Origin of the sequence: Mesorhizobium sp. M0119 (assembly GCF_040322615.1) — a bacterium.
Lineage (GTDB): Bacteria > Pseudomonadota > Alphaproteobacteria > Rhizobiales > Rhizobiaceae > Mesorhizobium.
The window spans coordinates 37,377-54,842 of the sequence record NZ_JAMYTU010000004.1 but is presented as its reverse complement, the minus strand read 5'-3'; the positions used below and the strand labels follow the sequence as shown (position 1 = coordinate 54,842).

The window sequence follows — 17,466 nt, the reverse complement described above, 5'->3', positions numbered from 1 at the left end:
CGTGTTTCGTACCAGCGACATAGTCCTGATCGCCGTCATGGTTTCGGCGGCTGCCCTGACCTACAAGACCAAGCGCGAGGCCGAGGAGCAACTGGCGGCAGTGCACAAGATCCAGGCGCAGATCCGTTATGAAGAGGACACGATCGACCTGCTCAAGGCGGACTGGAGCCTGCTTACCCAGCCGTCGCGCCTGCAGAAGCTCACCGAAATCTACAAATCGCAACTCGGACTCGAGCCGGTCAACGCGCGGCAGATCGTCGGGCTGGACGATCTGCCGGCGAAACCCGTCAACATCGAGGACCTTTCATCCCAGCGGCTGGGCGGCATGGCCGATGTCGGCGGCAAGGACCCCGTGCTGACCGGAGGCATCGTCCAATGATCACCGGATTTCCAATCGCCGCCAGATTTCCAAAGGTTGGGAGGCTGCTGCAGCGCGGTTCGAAGCCCGGTGCGGGCGGATCGATCGTGGTCGAAGGCGCCCGCAAGGCGACCGGTGGCAAGGGCAGGACCCGCATCGTCATGACGATGGCGGTGTTCTTCGGTATCTATTCGACCATTGCCGGGCGGCTGGTCTATCTTGGTTTCCAGAATCCCGACCTGTCGGGCGGGCCACAGAGCCGGGTGACGGCATCGCGACCAGACATCGTCGACCGTAACGGCGAAGTGCTGGCGACCGACATCAAGACCGCGTCGCTGTTTGCTGAGCCGCGCCGCATCGTCGATGCCGACGAGGCGATCGAAAAGCTGTCGACGGTGCTTCCCGAGATCGACTACGAGCAGACATATAACAAGCTGAAGAGCGGCGCCGGCTTCGTCTGGCTGCAGCGGCAACTGACGCCGAAGCAGCAGGCCGACATCATGCAGCTCGGCATCCCCGGATTCGGCTTCCGCACCGAAAAGCGCCGGTTCTATCCGGCCGGCGAAACCTCGTCCTACATTGTCGGCCTGACCAACATCGATAATCAGGGCATCTCCGGCATGGAGAAATACATCGACGAACAGGGCTTGAGCGATCTTCAGGCGTCGGGTCTGGCGGTGGCCAAGGATTTGAAGCCGGTGCAGCTCTCGATCGACCTGCGCGTCCAGCATATCCTGCGTGACGAGGTCGCCACCGGCATGGAAAAATACCATGCGATCGCGGCGGGCGCCGTCGTGCTCAACGTCAAGACCGGTGAGGTGCTGGCGATGGCCTCGGTTCCGGATTTCGATCCGAACAATCCCTATAACGCGCAGGACAAGGACCGGCTCAACCGTATGTCGGCTGGCCTCTATGAAATGGGGTCGACCTTCAAGAGCTTCACCACCGCCATGGCGCTCGATTCCGGCAAGATAACGCTGCAAAGCCGCTTCGATGCGTCGCGCCCGATCAGGATCGGCCATCAGACCATCCATGATTTCCACGGCAAGGGCCGGGTCCTATCGGTGCCGGAAGTGTTCATCTATTCCTCCAACATTGGCTCTGCCAAGGAAGCCGAAGCGGTCGGCATCGACGGACACCGCGAATTCCTGCATCGCCTGGGAATCCTCGAGAAGATGCAGACCGAACTGCCGGAAGTCGCCCGGCCGACCGAGCCCAAGGTCTGGAAGCAGGTCAATTCGATCACTATCGCCTTCGGCCACGGTGTGTCGACGACGCCGCTGCAGACAGCGGTCGGCTGCGCCGCGCTGATGAATGGCGGCTATCTGATGGACCCGACATTCCTGCCGCGCACGCAGGAGCAGGCGATGGCGGTGGCCAAGAAAGTGGTCAGCGACAAGACCGTCGAGGGCATGCGCTATCTCTATGCACTCAATGCCGAAAAGGGATCCGGCCGCAATGCACGGGTGCCAGGATACCGGGTGGGCGGCAAGACGGGAACGGCGGAGAAGGTCGTCAACGGCCGCTACTCGAAGGAAAAGAATTTCAACGCCTTCGTTGCGGCTTTCCCGATGGACGATCCGCAATACATAGTGCTTACGATCGCCGACGAACCGAAGCCGGAAAAGCCCGGCATGGGTGCTACGGCCGCCTCGAACGCGGGCATCATGGCTGCAAACATCATCCGACGTGCGGCTTCCATGCTTGGCGTGAAGCCAGATTTCAGCCATGAAAATGGTGCAACGCTGGTTTCCTATCAGTGATTCTTGGGGCGCGCCGGTAACTGCGCGCTATTTTGTTGCGATGAACGGGGTTCGATGAAGCTGAAAAATCTAGCCGGTATCCTGCCTGTCGAGGGGACAGCTTCCTTCGACATGGAGGTTACAGGGATTTCGTCGGATTCCCGCCAGGTGACACGGGGTGTCGTCTTTTTCGCGCTCACCGGCTCCAAGGCGGATGGCGCAGCCTATGCAGCCGATGCCGCGAGCCGCGGCGCTGCAGCGATCGTGGTCGGCAAGGGCAGTGCGGTCGCCGGGCTGCCAGTTCCGGTTCTTGTCGTAGACGATCCGCGCCTTGCGCTGGCGCTGAGTGCTGCCCGTTTTTTCGGCAAGCAACCGCAAACCATGGTCGCGGTGACCGGCACCAGCGGCAAGACCTCCGTCGCCGCATTCACCCGGCAGATATGGGAGCAGGCGGGTTTGGTCGCCGCTTCGATCGGCACGACCGGTGTGGTTGCGCCGGGCCGCAACGAATATGGCTCGCTGACCACGCCGGATCCGGTGGCGCTGCACAGGCTGCTCAAGGAGTTGGCGGAGGCCGGCGTCACCCACGCCTCGATGGAAGCGTCCAGCCATGGCCTCGACCAGCGCCGGCTCGACGGCGTCAAGCTTGCGGCCGGCGGCTTCACCAATCTCGGCCGCGACCATATGGACTATCATCCGACGGTCGAGGACTATCATCGCGCCAAATTGCGTCTGTTCGACGCGCTGCTGCCGAAGGGCGCGCCGGCCATCATCTTTGCCGATGACCCGTGGTCGGAGCCGACGATCAAGGCGGCGCGGGCAGCGGGACTGAACGTGCTGACGGTCGGCCGCCACGGCGATTTCCTGCGGCTGAAGCGGGTCGAGCACGAGCGCCACCGCCAGCGCGCCGAGGTCGAAGTTGACGGCGTTCTCCATGAAGTCGACTTGCCGCTGGCCGGCGACTTCCAGATCGCCAATGCGCTGGTGTCGGCGGGCCTCGCCATTTCGACTGGAACATCTGTTGCCAAGGCGTTGATGGCGCTGGAGAAATTGAAGGGTGCACCGGGGCGGCTCGACCTCGTTGGGACGGCTGCCAATGGCGCACCCGTCTATGTCGACTACGCGCACAAGCCGGATGCGCTGGAAAACGTGCTGGCTTCGGTGCGCCCCTTTACCACCGGCCGCGTCATCGTCGTATTCGGTTGCGGCGGTGATCGCGACCGGGGCAAGCGGCCGATCATGGGCGAGATCGCCACAAGACTGGCCGACGTCGTCATCGTCACCGACGACAATCCCCGCTCGGAAGTACCCGAGACGATCCGCGCCGCGATCCTGGAGGCCGCACCTGGCGCCATCGAGATCGACGACCGGCGCAAGGCCATCCACGAGGCGGTCGGGATGCTTCACGCTGGCGACACGCTGATCGTGGCCGGCAAGGGCCATGAGGAAGGCCAGACCATCGGCACCGAGACGCTGCATTTTTCCGATCATGAGGAAGTTCGCTTGGCGCTGCGGGAGCAAGCGGCGTGAGCTATCTGTGGACCTCCGAGGCGCTGGTTGCCGCCATGGATGGCCGGCCGCTCGGTCCGATGCCTGAAGGCATCGCCGGCATTTCCATCGACAGCCGCAGCCTGCAGACGGGAGACGCTTTCTTCGCCATCAAGGGCGAGGCCATGGACGGCCATGATTTCGTCACCGCCGCCATCAAGGCGGGCGCCGGCGTGCTGGTCGTCGCCGAGGGCAAGTTGCCGTCGCTGGGGCGGCTGACGGCACCGATGATCGTCGTGGAGGACGTGCTTGTCGCTCTGGAAAAGCTCGGCGTTGCCGCCCGCTCGCGCTCAAGGGCGAGGGTGATTGCCGTGACCGGATCGGCGGGCAAAACCACCACCAAGGAAGCACTGCGCCACGCTCTATCCGCGGTCGGTACCGTGCATGCATCGGCCCAGTCGTTCAACAATCACTGGGGTGTGCCACTGACGCTGGCGCGCATGCCGCAGGATTGCGACTATGCCGTCTTCGAGATCGGCATGAACCATCCCGACGAGATCCGGCCGCTGGTCAAGATGGTCCGGCCGCATGTCGCCATCGTTACGTTGATCGCGGCCGCTCACCTCGGCTTCTTCCGCAATCTGGACGAGATCGCCAAGGCCAAGGCAGAGGTTTTCGAGGGACTGGAGCCCGGTGGCGCCGCCCTTCTCAACCGCGACGATGCGCGCTGGAAGCTGCTGGAGAAGATGGCCAAAGAGGCCGGCGTCGAGCATGTCTACGGGTTCGGCGAGAATGCCCGGGCGACCTTCAAACTGATCAAATGCGAGCTCAATGCCGATCACTCGGTCATCACCGCCAAGATTGGCGGGCACGAGATAGTCGCCAGGATCGGCGCGCCGGGTCGCCATATGGTGCAGAATGTGCTGGCAGTGCTTGGTGCCGCGCATCTGGTCGGCGCCGACGTCACCAGGGTGGCACAGGCGCTGGCCGATCTTTCGCCCGAACGCGGACGCGGCAAGCGCTATGTGTTGCGTCACCCAAAGGGGCCGATCACGCTGATCGACGAGAGCTACAACGCCAATCCGGCGTCGATGAGCGCTGCAATGGCGCTGCTCAACACAACGCCGGTGTCGGGCGAGGGCAGGCGCATTGCCGTGCTCGGTGATATGCTCGAGCTCGGCAGCCATTCGGCGAAATTGCATGCCGCGCTTGCCGACCTGATCGTCGGCACCGACACGCGCACGGTCTTTCTCGGCGGTCCGGAAATGCGGGCGCTGGCCGACGTTTTGCCCGGCGAGATCAAGACGGAATACCGCGCCGGCGCGGAAGATCTGAAACCGGTTCTTCTATCGGAATTGAAGCCCGGCGACGTGGTCATGATCAAATCGTCGAAGGGCATAGGCTTTTCAAAGCTGGTCGAGGCGTTGCTCGGCAAGTTTCCGGCGGAAGCCACAACCAGCAGACAGACCTAGGATCGGTCCGGGGGACGCAAGCGCATGCTAACACTGCTCGTCGAATTTGCGGACAAGATCTCGGTCTTCAACGTCTTCCGCTACATAACATTCCGCACCGGCGGAGCGCTGATCACAGCGGCGCTGATCGTGTTCATCTTCGGACCGACCATCATCAATTCGCTGAGGCTGCGGCAAGGCAAGGGCCAGCCGATCCGCGCCGACGGGCCGCAGACGCATTTCAAGAAGGCGGGAACGCCGACCATGGGCGGACTGATGATCCTGTCCGGCATCGTCGGTTCCTCGCTGCTGTGGGCGAACCTGTCGAGCATCTACGTCTGGGTGGTGCTGCTGGTGACGCTGGGGTTCGGCTCGATCGGCTTTTACGACGACTACCTCAAGGTGACGAAGCAATCGCATCTCGGCTTTTCCGGCAAGGCGCGGCTGGGGCTCGAATTCGTCATCGCAGGCATCGCCGCCTGGGTGATCATGCACAACGGCCAGGCGCCCTTCTCGTCATCGTTGACATTCCCTTTCGCCAAGGAGTTTCTCGTCAATCTCGGCTGGTTCTTCATCCCGTTCTCGTGCTTCGTCATCGTCGGCGCCGGCAATGCGGTGAACCTGACCGACGGCCTCGACGGGCTGGCGATAGTGCCGATCATGATCGCCGCCGCATCCTTCGGCGTCATAGCCTATCTCTCCGGCAATGCAGTGTTCGCCGAATATCTGCAGATTCATTTCGTACCCGGCACCGGCGAACTTGCGGTGGTCCTTGGAGCGGTGATCGGCGCCGGGCTTGGCTTCCTCTGGTTCAATGCGCCGCCGGCGGCGATCTTCATGGGCGACACCGGCTCGCTGGCGCTGGGTGGGCTGATCGGCACGGTCGCGGTGGCGACCAAGCACGAGATCGTGCTGGTCATCGTCGGCGGCCTGTTCGTCGTCGAGATATTCTCGGTCATCATCCAGGTCGGCTACTTTAAGATGACCGGCAAGCGCGTCTTCCTGATGGCGCCGATCCACCATCATTTCGAAAAGCTCGGCTGGACCGAAAGCCAGGTGGTGATCCGCTTCTGGATCATCGCCGTCATCCTGGCGCTGGTCGGCCTGTCGACCCTGAAGCTGAGATAGGAGGCCGCTTGATCCCCGCAGCATCCTTTTCAGGCAAGCGCGTTTCGCTCTTCGGGCTCGGCGGCTCGGGGATCGCTACGGCGCGCGCGCTGATCGAGGGCGGCGCGGATGTGCTGGCCTGGGACGACAATCCCGACAGCGTCGCCAAGGCCGGTGCGCTCGGCATCACGACAGCGGATCTGCGCGGCGCGGACTGGGCGAGGTTCTCGGCCTTCGTGTTGTCGCCCGGCGTGCCGCTGACGCATCCCAAGCCGCACTGGACCGTCGAGCTGGCGCGGGGCTCAGGCGTCGAGATCATCGGCGACATCGAGCTTTTCTGCCGCGAGCGGATGCTGCTGGCACCGGCAGCACCTTTCATTGCCATTACGGGCACCAACGGCAAGTCGACGACCACGGCACTGACGGCGCATATCCTTCAGTCCGCCGGGCGCGACACGCAGATGGGCGGCAATATCGGCCGCGCGGTGATGACGCTGGATCCGCCGCAGCCTGAGCGGCACTACGTGGTTGAGTGCTCTTCCTACCAGATCGATCTTGCCCCCTCGATCAATCCGACGGCCGGTGTGCTGCTCAATCTGACGCCGGACCATCTCGACCGCCATGGCACGATGCAGCACTACGCCTCGATCAAGGAGCGGCTGGTGGCCGGCAGCGAGACGGCAATCATCGGTGTCGACGATTCCTCGTGCGCCCAGATCGCCGATCGGCTGGAGCGAGCGGGCCGGCAGGTCATTCGGATCTCCAAGCGCCTGCCGCTGACCGACGGCTATTTCGCCGACGGCACCAATCTGATGGAAGCCGTGCACGGCCGCTACAGCCGGGTCGCCTTCCTCGAAGGCATCGGCTCGTTGCGCGGCCAGCACAATGCGCAGAATGCGCTGGCCGCCGCCGCCGCCTGCCTCAAGGTCGGGCTCGAGCTCGGCGAAATCCAGTCCGGACTGGAGAGTTTCCCGGGGCTGGCGCACCGCATGGAGCAGGTCGGCCGCAAGGGCCATGTGCTGTTCGTCAACGATTCCAAGGCGACCAATGCCGATGCCGCTGCACCAGCACTGTCGAGCTTTGCGCGTATCTACTGGATTGCCGGCGGCCTGCCGAAAGAGGGCGGCATCGAGCCGTTGCGCGGCTTCTTCCCGCGTATTGCCAAGGCCTATCTGATCGGCGAAGCCGCACCGGCCTTTTCCGCGACGCTGGGCGAAGCGGTGCCCTACGAGATATCAGGCACGTTGGCTGCGGCGGTCGAACACGCCGCCCGCGATGCGGCCAGGGATAGTAGCGGCGAGGCAGTGGTGCTGCTGTCGCCGGCCTGCGCCAGTTTCGACCAGTTCAAGAATTTCGAAGTCCGCGGCGAGGCGTTCAGGCAAGCCGTAACCGCCATTGATGGCGTGAAGCCCATCGGAGGGACACGATAATGCAAAGCCGTCTCGACAAAAGCCCTGTGGCGACCTGGTGGTGGACAATCGATCGCTGGTTCCTGGCAGCGTTCCTGTCGCTGATGGGGCTCGGCATCGTTTTGTCCTTCGCCGCAAGCCCGGCAGTGGCCGAGCGCATCGGGCTCGACAGTTTCCACTTCGCCACACGCCAGATCATCTTCACCATCCCCGCTCTTGGCGTGATGCTGGCCGTCTCCTTTCTTGAATCCAGGCAGATCCGGCGCATGGCGCTTGTTATGTTGTGCATCACGCTGTTTCTGATGGTGGCGGTGCTCTATATCGGCGTCGAGGTGAAGGGCGCGCGGCGCTGGGTGTCGCTTGCAGGCCTGTCGATCCAGCCGTCCGAGTTCCTGAAACCGGCCTTCGTCATCATCTGCGCCTGGCTGTTTGCCGAGCACAAGCGCCAGCCCGACATTCCGGGCAATCTGTTCGCCATGTTGCTGCTTGCGCTGGTCATCTCGCTGCTGGTGGCGCAGCCTGACCTGGGGCAAACCATGCTGGTGCTCGGCACCTGGGGGGTGATGTTCTTCATGGCCGGGTTGCCGTGGCTGTGGATCGTCGCGCTGGGTGCTGCAGGCGTCGGCGGCGTGTTCGCCGCCTATGCGGTGTTCCCGCACGTTGCCGGCCGCATCGACCGCTTCATGACCGGTGAGGGCGACACGTTCCAGGTCGACATGGGCCGCGAGGCGCTGATCAATGGCGGCTGGTTCGGGGTCGGGCCGGGCGAGGGTACCGTCAAGCGGGTCATCCCCGACAGCCATGCCGACTTCGTCTTCTCCGTCGCCGGCGAGGAATTCGGGCTGATCATGTGTTTCTTCATCATGTCCATCTTCGGCTTCATCGTGCTGCGCGGTCTCAATACGGCACTCAAGGAGCAGGACGATTTCACGCGGTACGCGGTTGGCGGCCTGGTCACGGTCTTCGGCCTGCAGTCGGTCATCAACATGGCCGTCAATCTGCAGCTGATGCCGGCCAAGGGCATGACGCTGCCGTTCATCTCCTACGGCGGCTCTTCGCAGATCGCGATCGCCATCTCGATGGGCATGGTGCTGGCGCTGACGCGCAAGCGCCCGGAAAAGCGCAAGCAGCTGGGGTTCATGCCGTCGCCGCGTGCGATGCCGGCGGAGTGAGATGGCGAAGGGGGTTATCCTTCTGGCGGCAGGCGGAACGGGTGGACATCTGTTCCCGGCCGAGGCGCTGGCACATGAACTGACCAGGCGCGGCTGGACGGTGCATCTGGCGACGGACGACCGTGCCGAGCGCTTTGCCGGGCAGTTCCCGGCGGCCGCCATCCATCCGATCCAGTCGGCGACGATGGGCTCGAAGAATCCTTTTGCCATGCTCGCCGCGTTTTGGAAAATCTGGCGCGGGGTTAGGCAGGCATCGGCCGTCATCGCCAGCATCAAGCCCGCCATCGTGGTCGGCTTCGGCGGCTATCCGACACTGCCGCCGCTTTACGCGGCGACCCGGCGCAAGGTGCCGACGCTGATCCACGAGCAGAATGCGGTGATGGGCCGCGCCAACCGGGCGCTCGCCGGCCGCGTCGACGCCGTTGCCGGCGGGTTCCTGCCGGAAGACATCAGTGCCACTGGCGCCAAGACGGTGACCACCGGCAATCCGGTCAGGCCGCAAGTATTGGAAGCGGCAAATACACCCTATGCTGCATCGGCCGACGAAGAGCCGTTCCAGTTTCTGGTGTTTGGCGGCAGCCAGGGCGCGCAGTTCTTTTCCGATGCGGTGCCGGCGGCGATCGCCCGGTTTTCCGATGCACAGCGTAGGCGACTGGCGATCACGCAGCAGGCTCGCGCCGACGATGTGACGCGGGTGAAAGCCGCCTATGCTGCGCTTGGCATCGAGGCCGAGGTGTCGCCCTTCTTCACCGACATGGCGGCGCGGCTCGCGGCGGCGCATCTGGTGATGTCGCGCTCCGGCGCGTCGACCGTATCGGAAATCGCGGTGATCGGCAGGCCGGCGCTGCTGGTGCCTTATCCGCACGCGCTCGACCACGACCAGGCGGCGAATGCGGCCGCCCTTGCCGCAGCGGGTGGCGCCGAGGTGCATCCGCAATCCACGCTTTCGGCGGAGCGGATCGCTGCGCTTGTCGGCGGGCTGATGGATGATCCAGGCAGGGCGGCGACGATGGCTGCGGCGGCGAAATCGTCCGGTAAACCGGACGCAGCGCGGTTGCTCGCCGATCTGACAGAGGCTATTGCGTCCAGGAAATCCGTTTCGGAATTCAGGAAGGAGACGCACGCATGAAGATGCCACAGACGATCGGCCTCGTGCATTTCATCGGCATTGGCGGCATCGGCATGAGCGGCATCGCCGAGGTGCTGCACAATCTCGGCTACAAGGTGCAGGGATCCGATCAGGCCGACAGCGCCAATGTGCAGCGGCTGCGCGACAAGGGCATCGAATGCTTCGTCGGCCACCAGGCCGAAAACCTTGGCGAGGCCGAAGTGGTCGTCGTCTCCACCGCAATCAAGAAATCCAACCCGGAGCTGAAGGCGGCGAGAGAGAAGTTGCTGCCGATCGTGCGGCGCGCCGAGATGCTGGCCGAACTGATGCGGTTCCGCCAAGCGGTGGCGATCGGCGGCACGCATGGCAAGACGACGACGACCTCGATGGTGGCGACGCTACTCGATGCCGGCGGGCTCGACCCGACGGTGATCAATGGCGGCATCATCAATGCCTATGGCACCAATGCCCGCATGGGCGACGGCGAATGGATGGTGGTCGAGGCCGACGAGAGCGACGGCACTTTCCTCAAGCTGCCGGCCGAGATTGCCGTCGTCACCAATATCGACCCCGAGCATCTCGACCATTACGGCTCCTTCGACAAAGTGCGCGAGGCGTTTCGCCAGTTCGTCGAGAATGTGCCGTTCTACGGCTTTGGCGTGATGTGCACCGACCATCCCGAGGTGCAGGCGCTGGTCGGCCGCATCGAGGACCGGCGCGTCATCACCTATGGCGAAAATGCGCAGGCCGACGTGCGCTTCACCAATCACCGCATGGACGGCCCGACCTCGGAATTCGACGTGGTGATCCGCGACCGCAAGACGCACGGCCAGATAACGATATCAGGTCTGCGGCTGCCCATGCCCGGGCGCCACAATGTCTCCAATGCGACGGCGGCGATTGCCGTCGCGCATGAGCTCGGCCTTTCGGCTGAGGCAATCAAGAAGGGTCTGTCGTCCTTCGCGGGCGTCAAGCGGCGCTTCACCCATACCGGTTCGTGGAACGGTGTCGATGTGTTCGACGATTACGGTCATCATCCGGTCGAGATCACGGCGGTACTGAAGGCTGCGCGCAGCGCTACCAAGGGCCGCATCATCGCCGTTACCCAACCGCATCGCTTCACCCGGCTGCGCGATCTGTTCGACGAGTTTTCCGTCTGCTTCAACGACGCCGATACGGTAATGGTGGCGCCCGTCTATGCGGCCGGCGAGGAACCGATCGACGGCGTTACGTCCGACGCACTGGTGTCGCGCATCCGCTCCGGCGGCCATCGCGACGCACGCTACATCGAAGGTCCGGCGGCGATTGCGCCGATCGTGCGCGAGGTGGCGAAGCCGGGCGATTTCGTCGTCTTCCTCGGTGCCGGCAACATCACCCAATGGGCCTATGCGCTGCCCAAGGAACTCGGCGGGACCATCTCATGATGCGCGGCCAGGCGTTGATCGACAAACTTGGCGACCGGCTTGCCGGACTGCGCGGCCGCATCACGCCCAATGCCGAAATGGACAAGATCACCTGGTTTCGAGCCGGCGGGCTCGCGGACGCATTGTTCCAGCCGGCCGACGAGGACGATCTTGCCGCATTCCTGAAGGCGGTGCCGGAGGAAATTCCGCTGACCATCGTCGGCGTCGGCTCGAACCTGCTTGTCCGTGACGGCGGCATTGCGGGCTTCGTCATCCGGCTTTCGGCCAAAGGCTTTGGCGAGACCGAAGTGATTGCGCCGACCACGATCAAGGCGGGCGCCGCGACACCCGACAAGCGCCTTGCGGCCGTCGCCTATGAGGCCGGCATCGGTGGCTTTCATTTCTACCACGGCATTCCCGGCGCCATTGGCGGAGCGCTGAGAATGAACGCCGGCGCCAATGGCGTCGAGACGCGCGAGCGTGTGGTCGAGGTGCGGGCGCTCGATCGCAAGGGCAATGTTCATACGCTGAGCAATGCCGACATGGGCTATGCCTATCGCCATTCAGCGGCGCCGTCCGGGCTGATTTTCACATCGGCGCTGTTCGAAGGCGTTCCGGCGGACAAGGCGGCGATCAAAGCCGCGATGGATGCTGTCCAGAACCATCGCGAGACCGTGCAGCCGATCCGCGAAAAGACCGGTGGCTCGACCTTCAAGAATCCCGAAGGCACCTCGGCCTGGAAGGAAATCGACAAGGCCGGCTGCCGCGGCCTGATGGTCGGCGGGGCGCAGATGTCGCCGATGCATTGCAACTTCATGATCAACACCGGAACGGCCACCGGCTACGAGCTTGAATATCTCGGCGAGACGGTGCGTGCGCGTGTGCTCGAAAGATCGGGCATCCGGTTGCAGTGGGAGATCAAGCGCATCGGTAATTTTCGGCCGGGCCATGCCGTCCAGGAATTTCTCGGGCAGTTGCTTTAGGCAAGCCGACCGCCGTTGCCTTTCGGACTCATGAATTCACATTTTGCTGCCGTTTTTGCGGAAAGTGAATCCATCGGAATCGTAAGCACTTGCCAGCGAATCAACTCTCTGATTCTCTGCCCTGAAGCGTTTCCTGATTTGAGTCGTTTCGACGCGTTACTCGCGTTTCCGTCTGGGGGGCAACCTGCCGGGAGACTCGGACTCAATGTTGCGGGAGCGAAGTTGCTCGGGCGCATTTGAGTGCGCGCGATGCTTTTCGGGGCATGCACGATGGTGCAGGCCTGCTGTGAGAGGAAATGACGGGGAATGACAAGCAAGCATGTGGCCGTCCTTCTGGGGGGATTCTCGTCCGAGCGGCCCGTGTCCCTGTCGTCGGGTAAAGCCTGCGCCGATGCGCTCGAGGGAGAGGGCTACCAGGTCACCCGCGTCGACGTCTCGCGCGACATCGGCTCGGTGCTCAGCGCGCTCAAGCCTGACGTCGTCTTCAATGCGCTGCACGGCCCTTTCGGCGAGGACGGCACCATCCAGGGTATCCTCGAGTACCTCGCCATTCCGTACACTCATTCCGGCGTGCTTGCCTCGGCGCTCGCGATGAACAAGGAGCAGGCCAAGAAGGTCGCCAAGGCGGCCGGCATTCCGGTGGCGGAATCGAAGGTGGCCAATCGCTTCGCCATCCAGAACAAGCACCCGATGAAGCCGCCCTATGTCGTCAAGCCGGTCAACGAAGGGTCGAGCTTCGGTGTCGTCATCGTTCATGAAGGCCAGTCGCATCCACCGCAGATCATCGGCTCGTCCGAGTGGAGATATGGCGATACGGTGATGGTCGAGCGTTATGTGCACGGGCGGGAATTGACCTGCGCGGTGATGGGCGATGTGGCGCTCGGTGTCTGCGAGATCATCCCGACCGGCCATTCCTTCTACGACTATGATTCAAAATACGTCGCGGGAGGATCAAAACACGAATGCCCGGCAAAACTTTCACCGAATATTTACCAAAAAATACAGACACTGACGCTCAAGGCTCACCAAGCTATCGGCTGTCGGGGCGTTTCCCGGTCGGACTTCCGTTATGACGATCGTCACTCCGAAAACGGCGAAATTGTCTGGCTCGAGGTCAACACCCAGCCGGGCATGACGCCGACGTCTTTGGTGCCGGAAATCGCCGCGCAAGCGGGACACTCGTTCGGCGATTTGTTGAGTTGGATGGTGGAGGACGCTTCGTGTCTGCGTTGAAGTGGGGACAGGGCAAGGGGAAGGGCGCGGCCGGGCCGGCGCTGTTCGGCATGCCGTTGTCGTTCGACCATTTCGTGCTGCCGCGCCTGCTCCGCCGGCCGGTGCGCGTGCTGGCGCGCCTCGGCGAGGGCGACTTCGAAGCGCCGCCCTATTGCGCTGCCATGCTGTCGGCGGCACTGCTTGTTTCGAGCAGTGCCTATGGCGCCTATCTCGGCGGATATTCCGACGCCATCGTCCAGAGTGTCACCGCCCGCACCGGCTTTGCCGTCGACCAGGTCAAGGTCGTCGGCAACCGCGAAACGTCCGAGATCGATATTCTCGACAGGCTGGAACTCGACGGCTGGACCTCGCTGATCGGCTTCGATGCCGAAGCCGCGCGCGAACGCATCACCACGCTGCCCTGGGTCGAAGCCGCGGCAGTGCGCAAGGTCTACCCGCATACGCTGGAAGTGCGCGTCGAGGAGCGCGAGCCGTTCGCGCTGTGGCAGCAAGGCAGCGCGCTTTCGGTCATCGAGAAATCCGGCACCGTCATTGCGCCGTTCTCCGGCGGCAAGCAGATATTGCTGCCGCTGATCATCGGCACCGGCGCACCGGCCAAAGCGCCGGATTTCCTCGCCAAGATCAAGAATTATCCGGAGCTTGCCGCGCGGATCAAGGGCTATATCCGCATCGGCGAACGGCGCTGGGATCTCAAGCTTGAAAACGGCATCACGATCAAGCTTCCCGAAGACGGTGAGGATCAGGCGATTGCCGACCTGGTCAGGATGGACCACGAGAACGGGCTTTTGACGCGCGACATCGCCGCCGTCGACATGCGCCTTTCCGATCGTCTGGTCGTCCAGTTGACGCCGGAAGCGGCGACACAGCGCCAAGCCGCGCTCGACGAAAAACCCAAGATGCTGAAGCGCAAGCCGGAGACGAAGATATGAGCTGGCTTGGCGGCAATAGCGATGCCTCGTCGCGCCGGTCCGGCATCCTGACGGTGCTGGATGTCGGCTCCAGCAAGGTCTGCTGCGTGGTGGCCAAACTCAAGCCGCGCGATGATGGCAAGCTGCTGCGCGGACGCTCGCATCGCGTCCAGGTGATCGGCATCGGCCACCAGAAATCGCAAGGCGTGAAATCGGGCGTCGTCATCGATCTCGACCGTGCCGAGCACGCCATCCGTCTTGCCGTCGACGCCGCCGAACGCATGGCGGGACTGACGGTCGATTCGCTGATCGTCAACATGACTGCCGGCCGGCTGAAGAGCGAGGCTTTTTCGGCCACCATCAATCTCGGCGGCCATGAGGCCGACGAGGCCGACATCAAGCGCGTGCTTGCCGCCGGTGCCAAGCAGGCGCTGCGGGCTGAGCGCGAGGTGATCCATTCGCTTCCCGTTGCCTTTTCGCTGGATGCCGAGCGCGGTGTGCGCGATCCGCGTGGCATGGTTGGCGACCAGCTTGGCGTCGACATGCATGTGCTGACAGGCGACGCGGCGCCCTTGCGCAATCTGGAGCTCTGCATCAACCGCTCGCATCTGTCGGTCGAGCGCATGGTAGCGACGCCTTATGCCAGCGGGCTTGCCGCGCTGGTCGACGACGAGCTCGAAATGGGCGCGGCCTGCATTGACATGGGCGGCGGCACGACGACGATCTCGGTATTTTCGGAAGGCAAGTTCGTCCATGGCGACGCCATCGCGATCGGCGGTAACCACGTCACGCTGGATATGGCCAAAGGCCTGTCGACCTCGCTCGATGCCGCCGAAAGGCTGAAAGTGATGCACGGCTCGGCGCTGCCCGGCCGCGCCGATGATCGCGATCTGGTTTCCATCCATCCGATCGGCGAGGACGGCGAGGTGCCGTTGCAGATCCCGCGCTCGGTGATGACGCGCATCATCCGCGCCCGCATCGACGAGACGCTGGAATTGCTGCGCGACCGGCTGAACAAATCCGGCTACGGCAACGCGGTCGGCAAGCGTGTGGTGCTGACCGGCGGCGCCAGCCAGCTTGCCGGCCTGCCCGAAGCAGCACGCCGCATTCTCGGCCGCAATGTGCGCATTGGCCGCCCGCTTGGCGTGGCAGGCCTGCCCGAGGCGGCCAAGGGACCGGCTTTTTCGACGCCCGTCGGGCTTCTGATCTACCCGCAGATGGCGAGCTTCGAGAGCCGTCCGGCGAAGGGAATTTCCGGTCTTCGGATGACCGGAACAGGCGGAAAACTGCATCGAATGAGTCAGTGGTTGAGAGACAGTTTTTAATTTGACGGGGACAGCCCCATAGGCGGCCGCGGCGGCGAAGCGGCGGGAAAGGCAAAGGACGAAGACAATGACCATCAATCTGCAGAAGCCGGACATCACCGAGCTCAAGCCGCGCATCACCGTGTTCGGTGTCGGCGGCGGCGGCGGCAATGCCGTCAACAACATGATCACCGCCGGCTTGCGCGGCGTCGAGTTCGTGGTGGCCAACACCGACGCGCAGGCATTGACGATGTCGAAGGCCGAGCGGCTGATCCAGCTCGGCGCGCATGTCACCGAGGGTCTCGGTGCCGGATCGCAGCCTGAAGTCGGGCGCGCGGCGGCGGAGGAATGCATCGACGAGATCATCGATCATCTCTCCAACACGCATATGTGCTTCGTCACTGCCGGTATGGGCGGCGGCACCGGCACCGGGGCGGCCCCCGTTGTCGCGCGCGCTGCCCGCGAAAAGGGCATCCTCACCGTCGGCGTCGTCACCAAGCCGTTCCACTTCGAAGGCCAGCGCCGCATGAAGACGGCCGACATGGGTATCGAGGAACTGCAGAAATGCGTCGATACCCTGATCGTCATTCCCAACCAGAACCTGTTCCGGCTGGCCAATGACAAGACCACCTTCGCCGATGCCTTCGCCATGGCCGACCAGGTGCTCTATTCGGGCGTTGCCTGCATTACCGACCTGATGGTCAAGGAAGGCCTGATCAATCTCGACTTCGCCGACGTCCGCTCGGTCATGCGCGAAATGGGCAAGGCGATGATGGGAACCGGCGAGGCTTCGGGCGAGGGCCGCGCAATGGCCGCGGCGGAAGCCGCCATCGCCAACCCGCTGCTCGACGAGACCTCGATGAAGGGCGCCAAGGGCCTGCTGATCTCGATCACCGGCGGCCGCGACCTGACCCTGTTCGAAGTCGATGAGGCGGCAACGCGCATTCGCGAAGAGGTCGATCAGGACGCCAACATCATTCTGGGCGCAACCTTCGACGAGGAACTCGAAGGCGTTATCCGCGTGTCGGTGGTCGCCACCGGCATCGACAAATCGGCGGCCGAAATCGCTGCCGCGCCGATCGCCATCCGCACGGCTCCGCCGAAGCCGGTCAGCCGCCCGGCGCCTCAGGTCACGGAAATGCGGCCGGCGGCTGCCCAGCAACCGATCTATGAACCACGTGCTGCCGATCCGGTCGCCGAGGCCATTCAGCTCGCCGAGGCAAATGCGGCAGCGATGGCGCAGGCCCGCCAGGCACCGGTAGCCCATGCGGAAGACTTCCGCCCGCAGAGCAAGATCTTCCAGGCGCCTCCGGCTCAGCCGCAGCCGATGATCCAGCCGGTGGTTCAGCAAGCGATGCAGCCCGCTCCGCATCGTGAAATGCCGCAGCCGGTTGCCGCAGCACCCCAGCGCATGCCGCGGGTCGAGGATTTTCCACCGCAGGTGAAGGCCGAAGTGGAAGCCAAGGCCCGCCCGGCCGACCACGAAAACAGCGGCCCGATGGGCTTGCTCAAGCGCCTGACCAACGGCTTGACCCGCCGCGAGGAGGAGCCTGCAAGGCTGCAGCCGGCGCAGCCGCGCGAACCGAAACTGCGCCAGGCGCCGGCCGAAGTGCGCCGCCTTGCCAGCCAGGATCCGCAGCTTTACGCCCCACGCCGCGGCCAGCTGGACGAGCAGGGCCGCCTGACGCCGCAGAGCCGGGCTGTCCAGGAAGACGATCAGTTGGAGATTCCCGCCTTCCTGCGCCGACAGGCCAATTGATCTGTTAATGGTTTGTAACATTTGTTAACAGGCGAGCAGGA

Annotated in this window: 14 protein-coding genes; all 14 read left to right on the top strand. The window is 63.8% G+C overall.

The genetic code is table 11. From position 1 onward, the window contains the following. The first annotated feature begins 1 nt into the window (after position 1). The 14 genes from ftsL (at position 2) to ftsZ (ending at position 17,425) form a co-directional block, all read left to right on the top strand. Entirely contained in the window at positions 2–379 is a 378-nt protein-coding gene (gene ftsL, locus NKJ40_RS05310) for a cell division protein FtsL (RefSeq protein WP_352465152.1), read from the top strand. Continuing rightward, positions 376–2,121: a peptidoglycan D,D-transpeptidase FtsI family protein gene (locus tag NKJ40_RS05305; RefSeq protein WP_352465151.1), complete on the top strand. Its 1,746-nt coding sequence runs from the start codon at positions 376–378 to the stop codon at positions 2,119–2,121. Before ftsL ends, NKJ40_RS05305 begins: the two co-directional genes overlap by 4 nt. A 54-nt stretch (positions 2,122–2,175) precedes the next feature. After that, on the top strand, positions 2,176–3,630 hold the full coding sequence (locus NKJ40_RS05300; RefSeq protein WP_352465150.1) for a UDP-N-acetylmuramoyl-L-alanyl-D-glutamate--2,6-diaminopimelate ligase: 1,455 nt from the start codon (positions 2,176–2,178) through the stop codon (positions 3,628–3,630). Next, positions 3,627–5,060: a UDP-N-acetylmuramoylalanyl-D-glutamyl-2,6-diaminopimelate--D-alanyl-D-alanine ligase gene (locus NKJ40_RS05295; RefSeq protein ID WP_352465148.1), complete on the top strand. Its 1,434-nt coding sequence runs from the start codon at positions 3,627–3,629 to the stop codon at positions 5,058–5,060. Before NKJ40_RS05300 ends, NKJ40_RS05295 begins: the two co-directional genes overlap by 4 nt. Positions 5,061–5,084: 24 nt before the next feature. Next, complete coding sequence (gene mraY / locus NKJ40_RS05290) at positions 5,085–6,167, top strand: phospho-N-acetylmuramoyl-pentapeptide-transferase (RefSeq protein WP_023676767.1); 1,083 nt, start codon at positions 5,085–5,087, stop codon at positions 6,165–6,167. 8 nt (positions 6,168–6,175) lie between these two features. Beyond that, positions 6,176–7,576, top strand: coding sequence for a UDP-N-acetylmuramoyl-L-alanine--D-glutamate ligase (murD, locus tag NKJ40_RS05285; protein WP_352465147.1), 1,401 nt, complete (start codon positions 6,176–6,178; stop codon positions 7,574–7,576). Beyond that, positions 7,576–8,727 carry a putative lipid II flippase FtsW gene (ftsW, locus tag NKJ40_RS05280; protein ID WP_352465146.1) on the top strand — a complete coding sequence of 384 codons (1,152 nt, stop codon included), beginning with the start codon at positions 7,576–7,578 and terminating at the stop codon, positions 8,725–8,727. The genes murD and ftsW overlap by 1 nt, the downstream gene beginning before the upstream one ends. A 1-nt stretch (position 8,728) precedes the next feature. After that, on the top strand, positions 8,729–9,856 hold the full coding sequence (murG, locus tag NKJ40_RS05275) for an undecaprenyldiphospho-muramoylpentapeptide beta-N-acetylglucosaminyltransferase (protein WP_352465145.1): 1,128 nt from the start codon (positions 8,729–8,731) through the stop codon (positions 9,854–9,856). Continuing rightward, positions 9,853–11,259 carry a UDP-N-acetylmuramate--L-alanine ligase gene (gene murC, locus NKJ40_RS05270; protein ID WP_292664387.1) on the top strand — a complete coding sequence of 469 codons (1,407 nt, stop codon included), beginning with the start codon at positions 9,853–9,855 and terminating at the stop codon, positions 11,257–11,259. Before murG ends, murC begins: the two co-directional genes overlap by 4 nt. Then, positions 11,256–12,221: a UDP-N-acetylmuramate dehydrogenase gene (gene murB / locus NKJ40_RS05265; RefSeq protein WP_352465143.1), complete on the top strand. Its 966-nt coding sequence runs from the start codon at positions 11,256–11,258 to the stop codon at positions 12,219–12,221. Before murC ends, murB begins: the two co-directional genes overlap by 4 nt. A 306-nt stretch (positions 12,222–12,527) precedes the next feature. After that, on the top strand, positions 12,528–13,454 hold the full coding sequence (locus NKJ40_RS05260) for a D-alanine--D-alanine ligase (protein ID WP_292664390.1): 927 nt from the start codon (positions 12,528–12,530) through the stop codon (positions 13,452–13,454). After that, positions 13,442–14,383, top strand: coding sequence for a cell division protein FtsQ/DivIB (locus tag NKJ40_RS05255; RefSeq protein WP_352456163.1), 942 nt, complete (start codon positions 13,442–13,444; stop codon positions 14,381–14,383). The genes NKJ40_RS05260 and NKJ40_RS05255 overlap by 13 nt, the downstream gene beginning before the upstream one ends. Next, on the top strand, positions 14,380–15,687 hold the full coding sequence (gene ftsA / locus NKJ40_RS05250; protein WP_352465141.1) for a cell division protein FtsA: 1,308 nt from the start codon (positions 14,380–14,382) through the stop codon (positions 15,685–15,687). Before NKJ40_RS05255 ends, ftsA begins: the two co-directional genes overlap by 4 nt. 67 nt (positions 15,688–15,754) lie before the next feature. Then, positions 15,755–17,425 (top strand): cell division protein FtsZ, encoded by a 1,671-nt coding sequence (ftsZ, locus tag NKJ40_RS05245; RefSeq protein WP_352465139.1) that lies wholly within the window; start codon positions 15,755–15,757, stop codon positions 17,423–17,425. The last annotated feature ends 41 nt before the right edge of the window (positions 17,426–17,466 follow it).

Excerpts from the sequence above, each read along its gene's own strand:
- murB (WP_352465143.1), top strand. The coding sequence starts at position 11,256 with ATGATGCGCGGCCAGGCGTTGATCGACAAACTTGGCGACCGGCTTGCC.
- ftsW (WP_352465146.1), top strand. The coding sequence starts at position 7,576 with ATGCAAAGCCGTCTCGACAAAAGCCCTGTGGCGACCTGGTGGTGGACA.
- ftsA (WP_352465141.1), top strand. The coding sequence starts at position 14,380 with ATGAGCTGGCTTGGCGGCAATAGCGATGCCTCGTCGCGCCGGTCCGGC.
- mraY (WP_023676767.1), top strand. The coding sequence starts at position 5,085 with ATGCTAACACTGCTCGTCGAATTTGCGGACAAGATCTCGGTCTTCAAC.
- murG (WP_352465145.1), top strand. The coding sequence starts at position 8,729 with ATGGCGAAGGGGGTTATCCTTCTGGCGGCAGGCGGAACGGGTGGACAT.
- NKJ40_RS05260 (WP_292664390.1), top strand. The coding sequence starts at position 12,528 with ATGACAAGCAAGCATGTGGCCGTCCTTCTGGGGGGATTCTCGTCCGAG.
- murC (WP_292664387.1), top strand. The coding sequence starts at position 9,853 with ATGAAGATGCCACAGACGATCGGCCTCGTGCATTTCATCGGCATTGGC.
- ftsZ (WP_352465139.1), top strand. The coding sequence starts at position 15,755 with ATGACCATCAATCTGCAGAAGCCGGACATCACCGAGCTCAAGCCGCGC.
- NKJ40_RS05300 (WP_352465150.1), top strand. The coding sequence starts at position 2,176 with ATGAAGCTGAAAAATCTAGCCGGTATCCTGCCTGTCGAGGGGACAGCT.
- NKJ40_RS05305 (WP_352465151.1), top strand. The coding sequence starts at position 376 with ATGATCACCGGATTTCCAATCGCCGCCAGATTTCCAAAGGTTGGGAGG.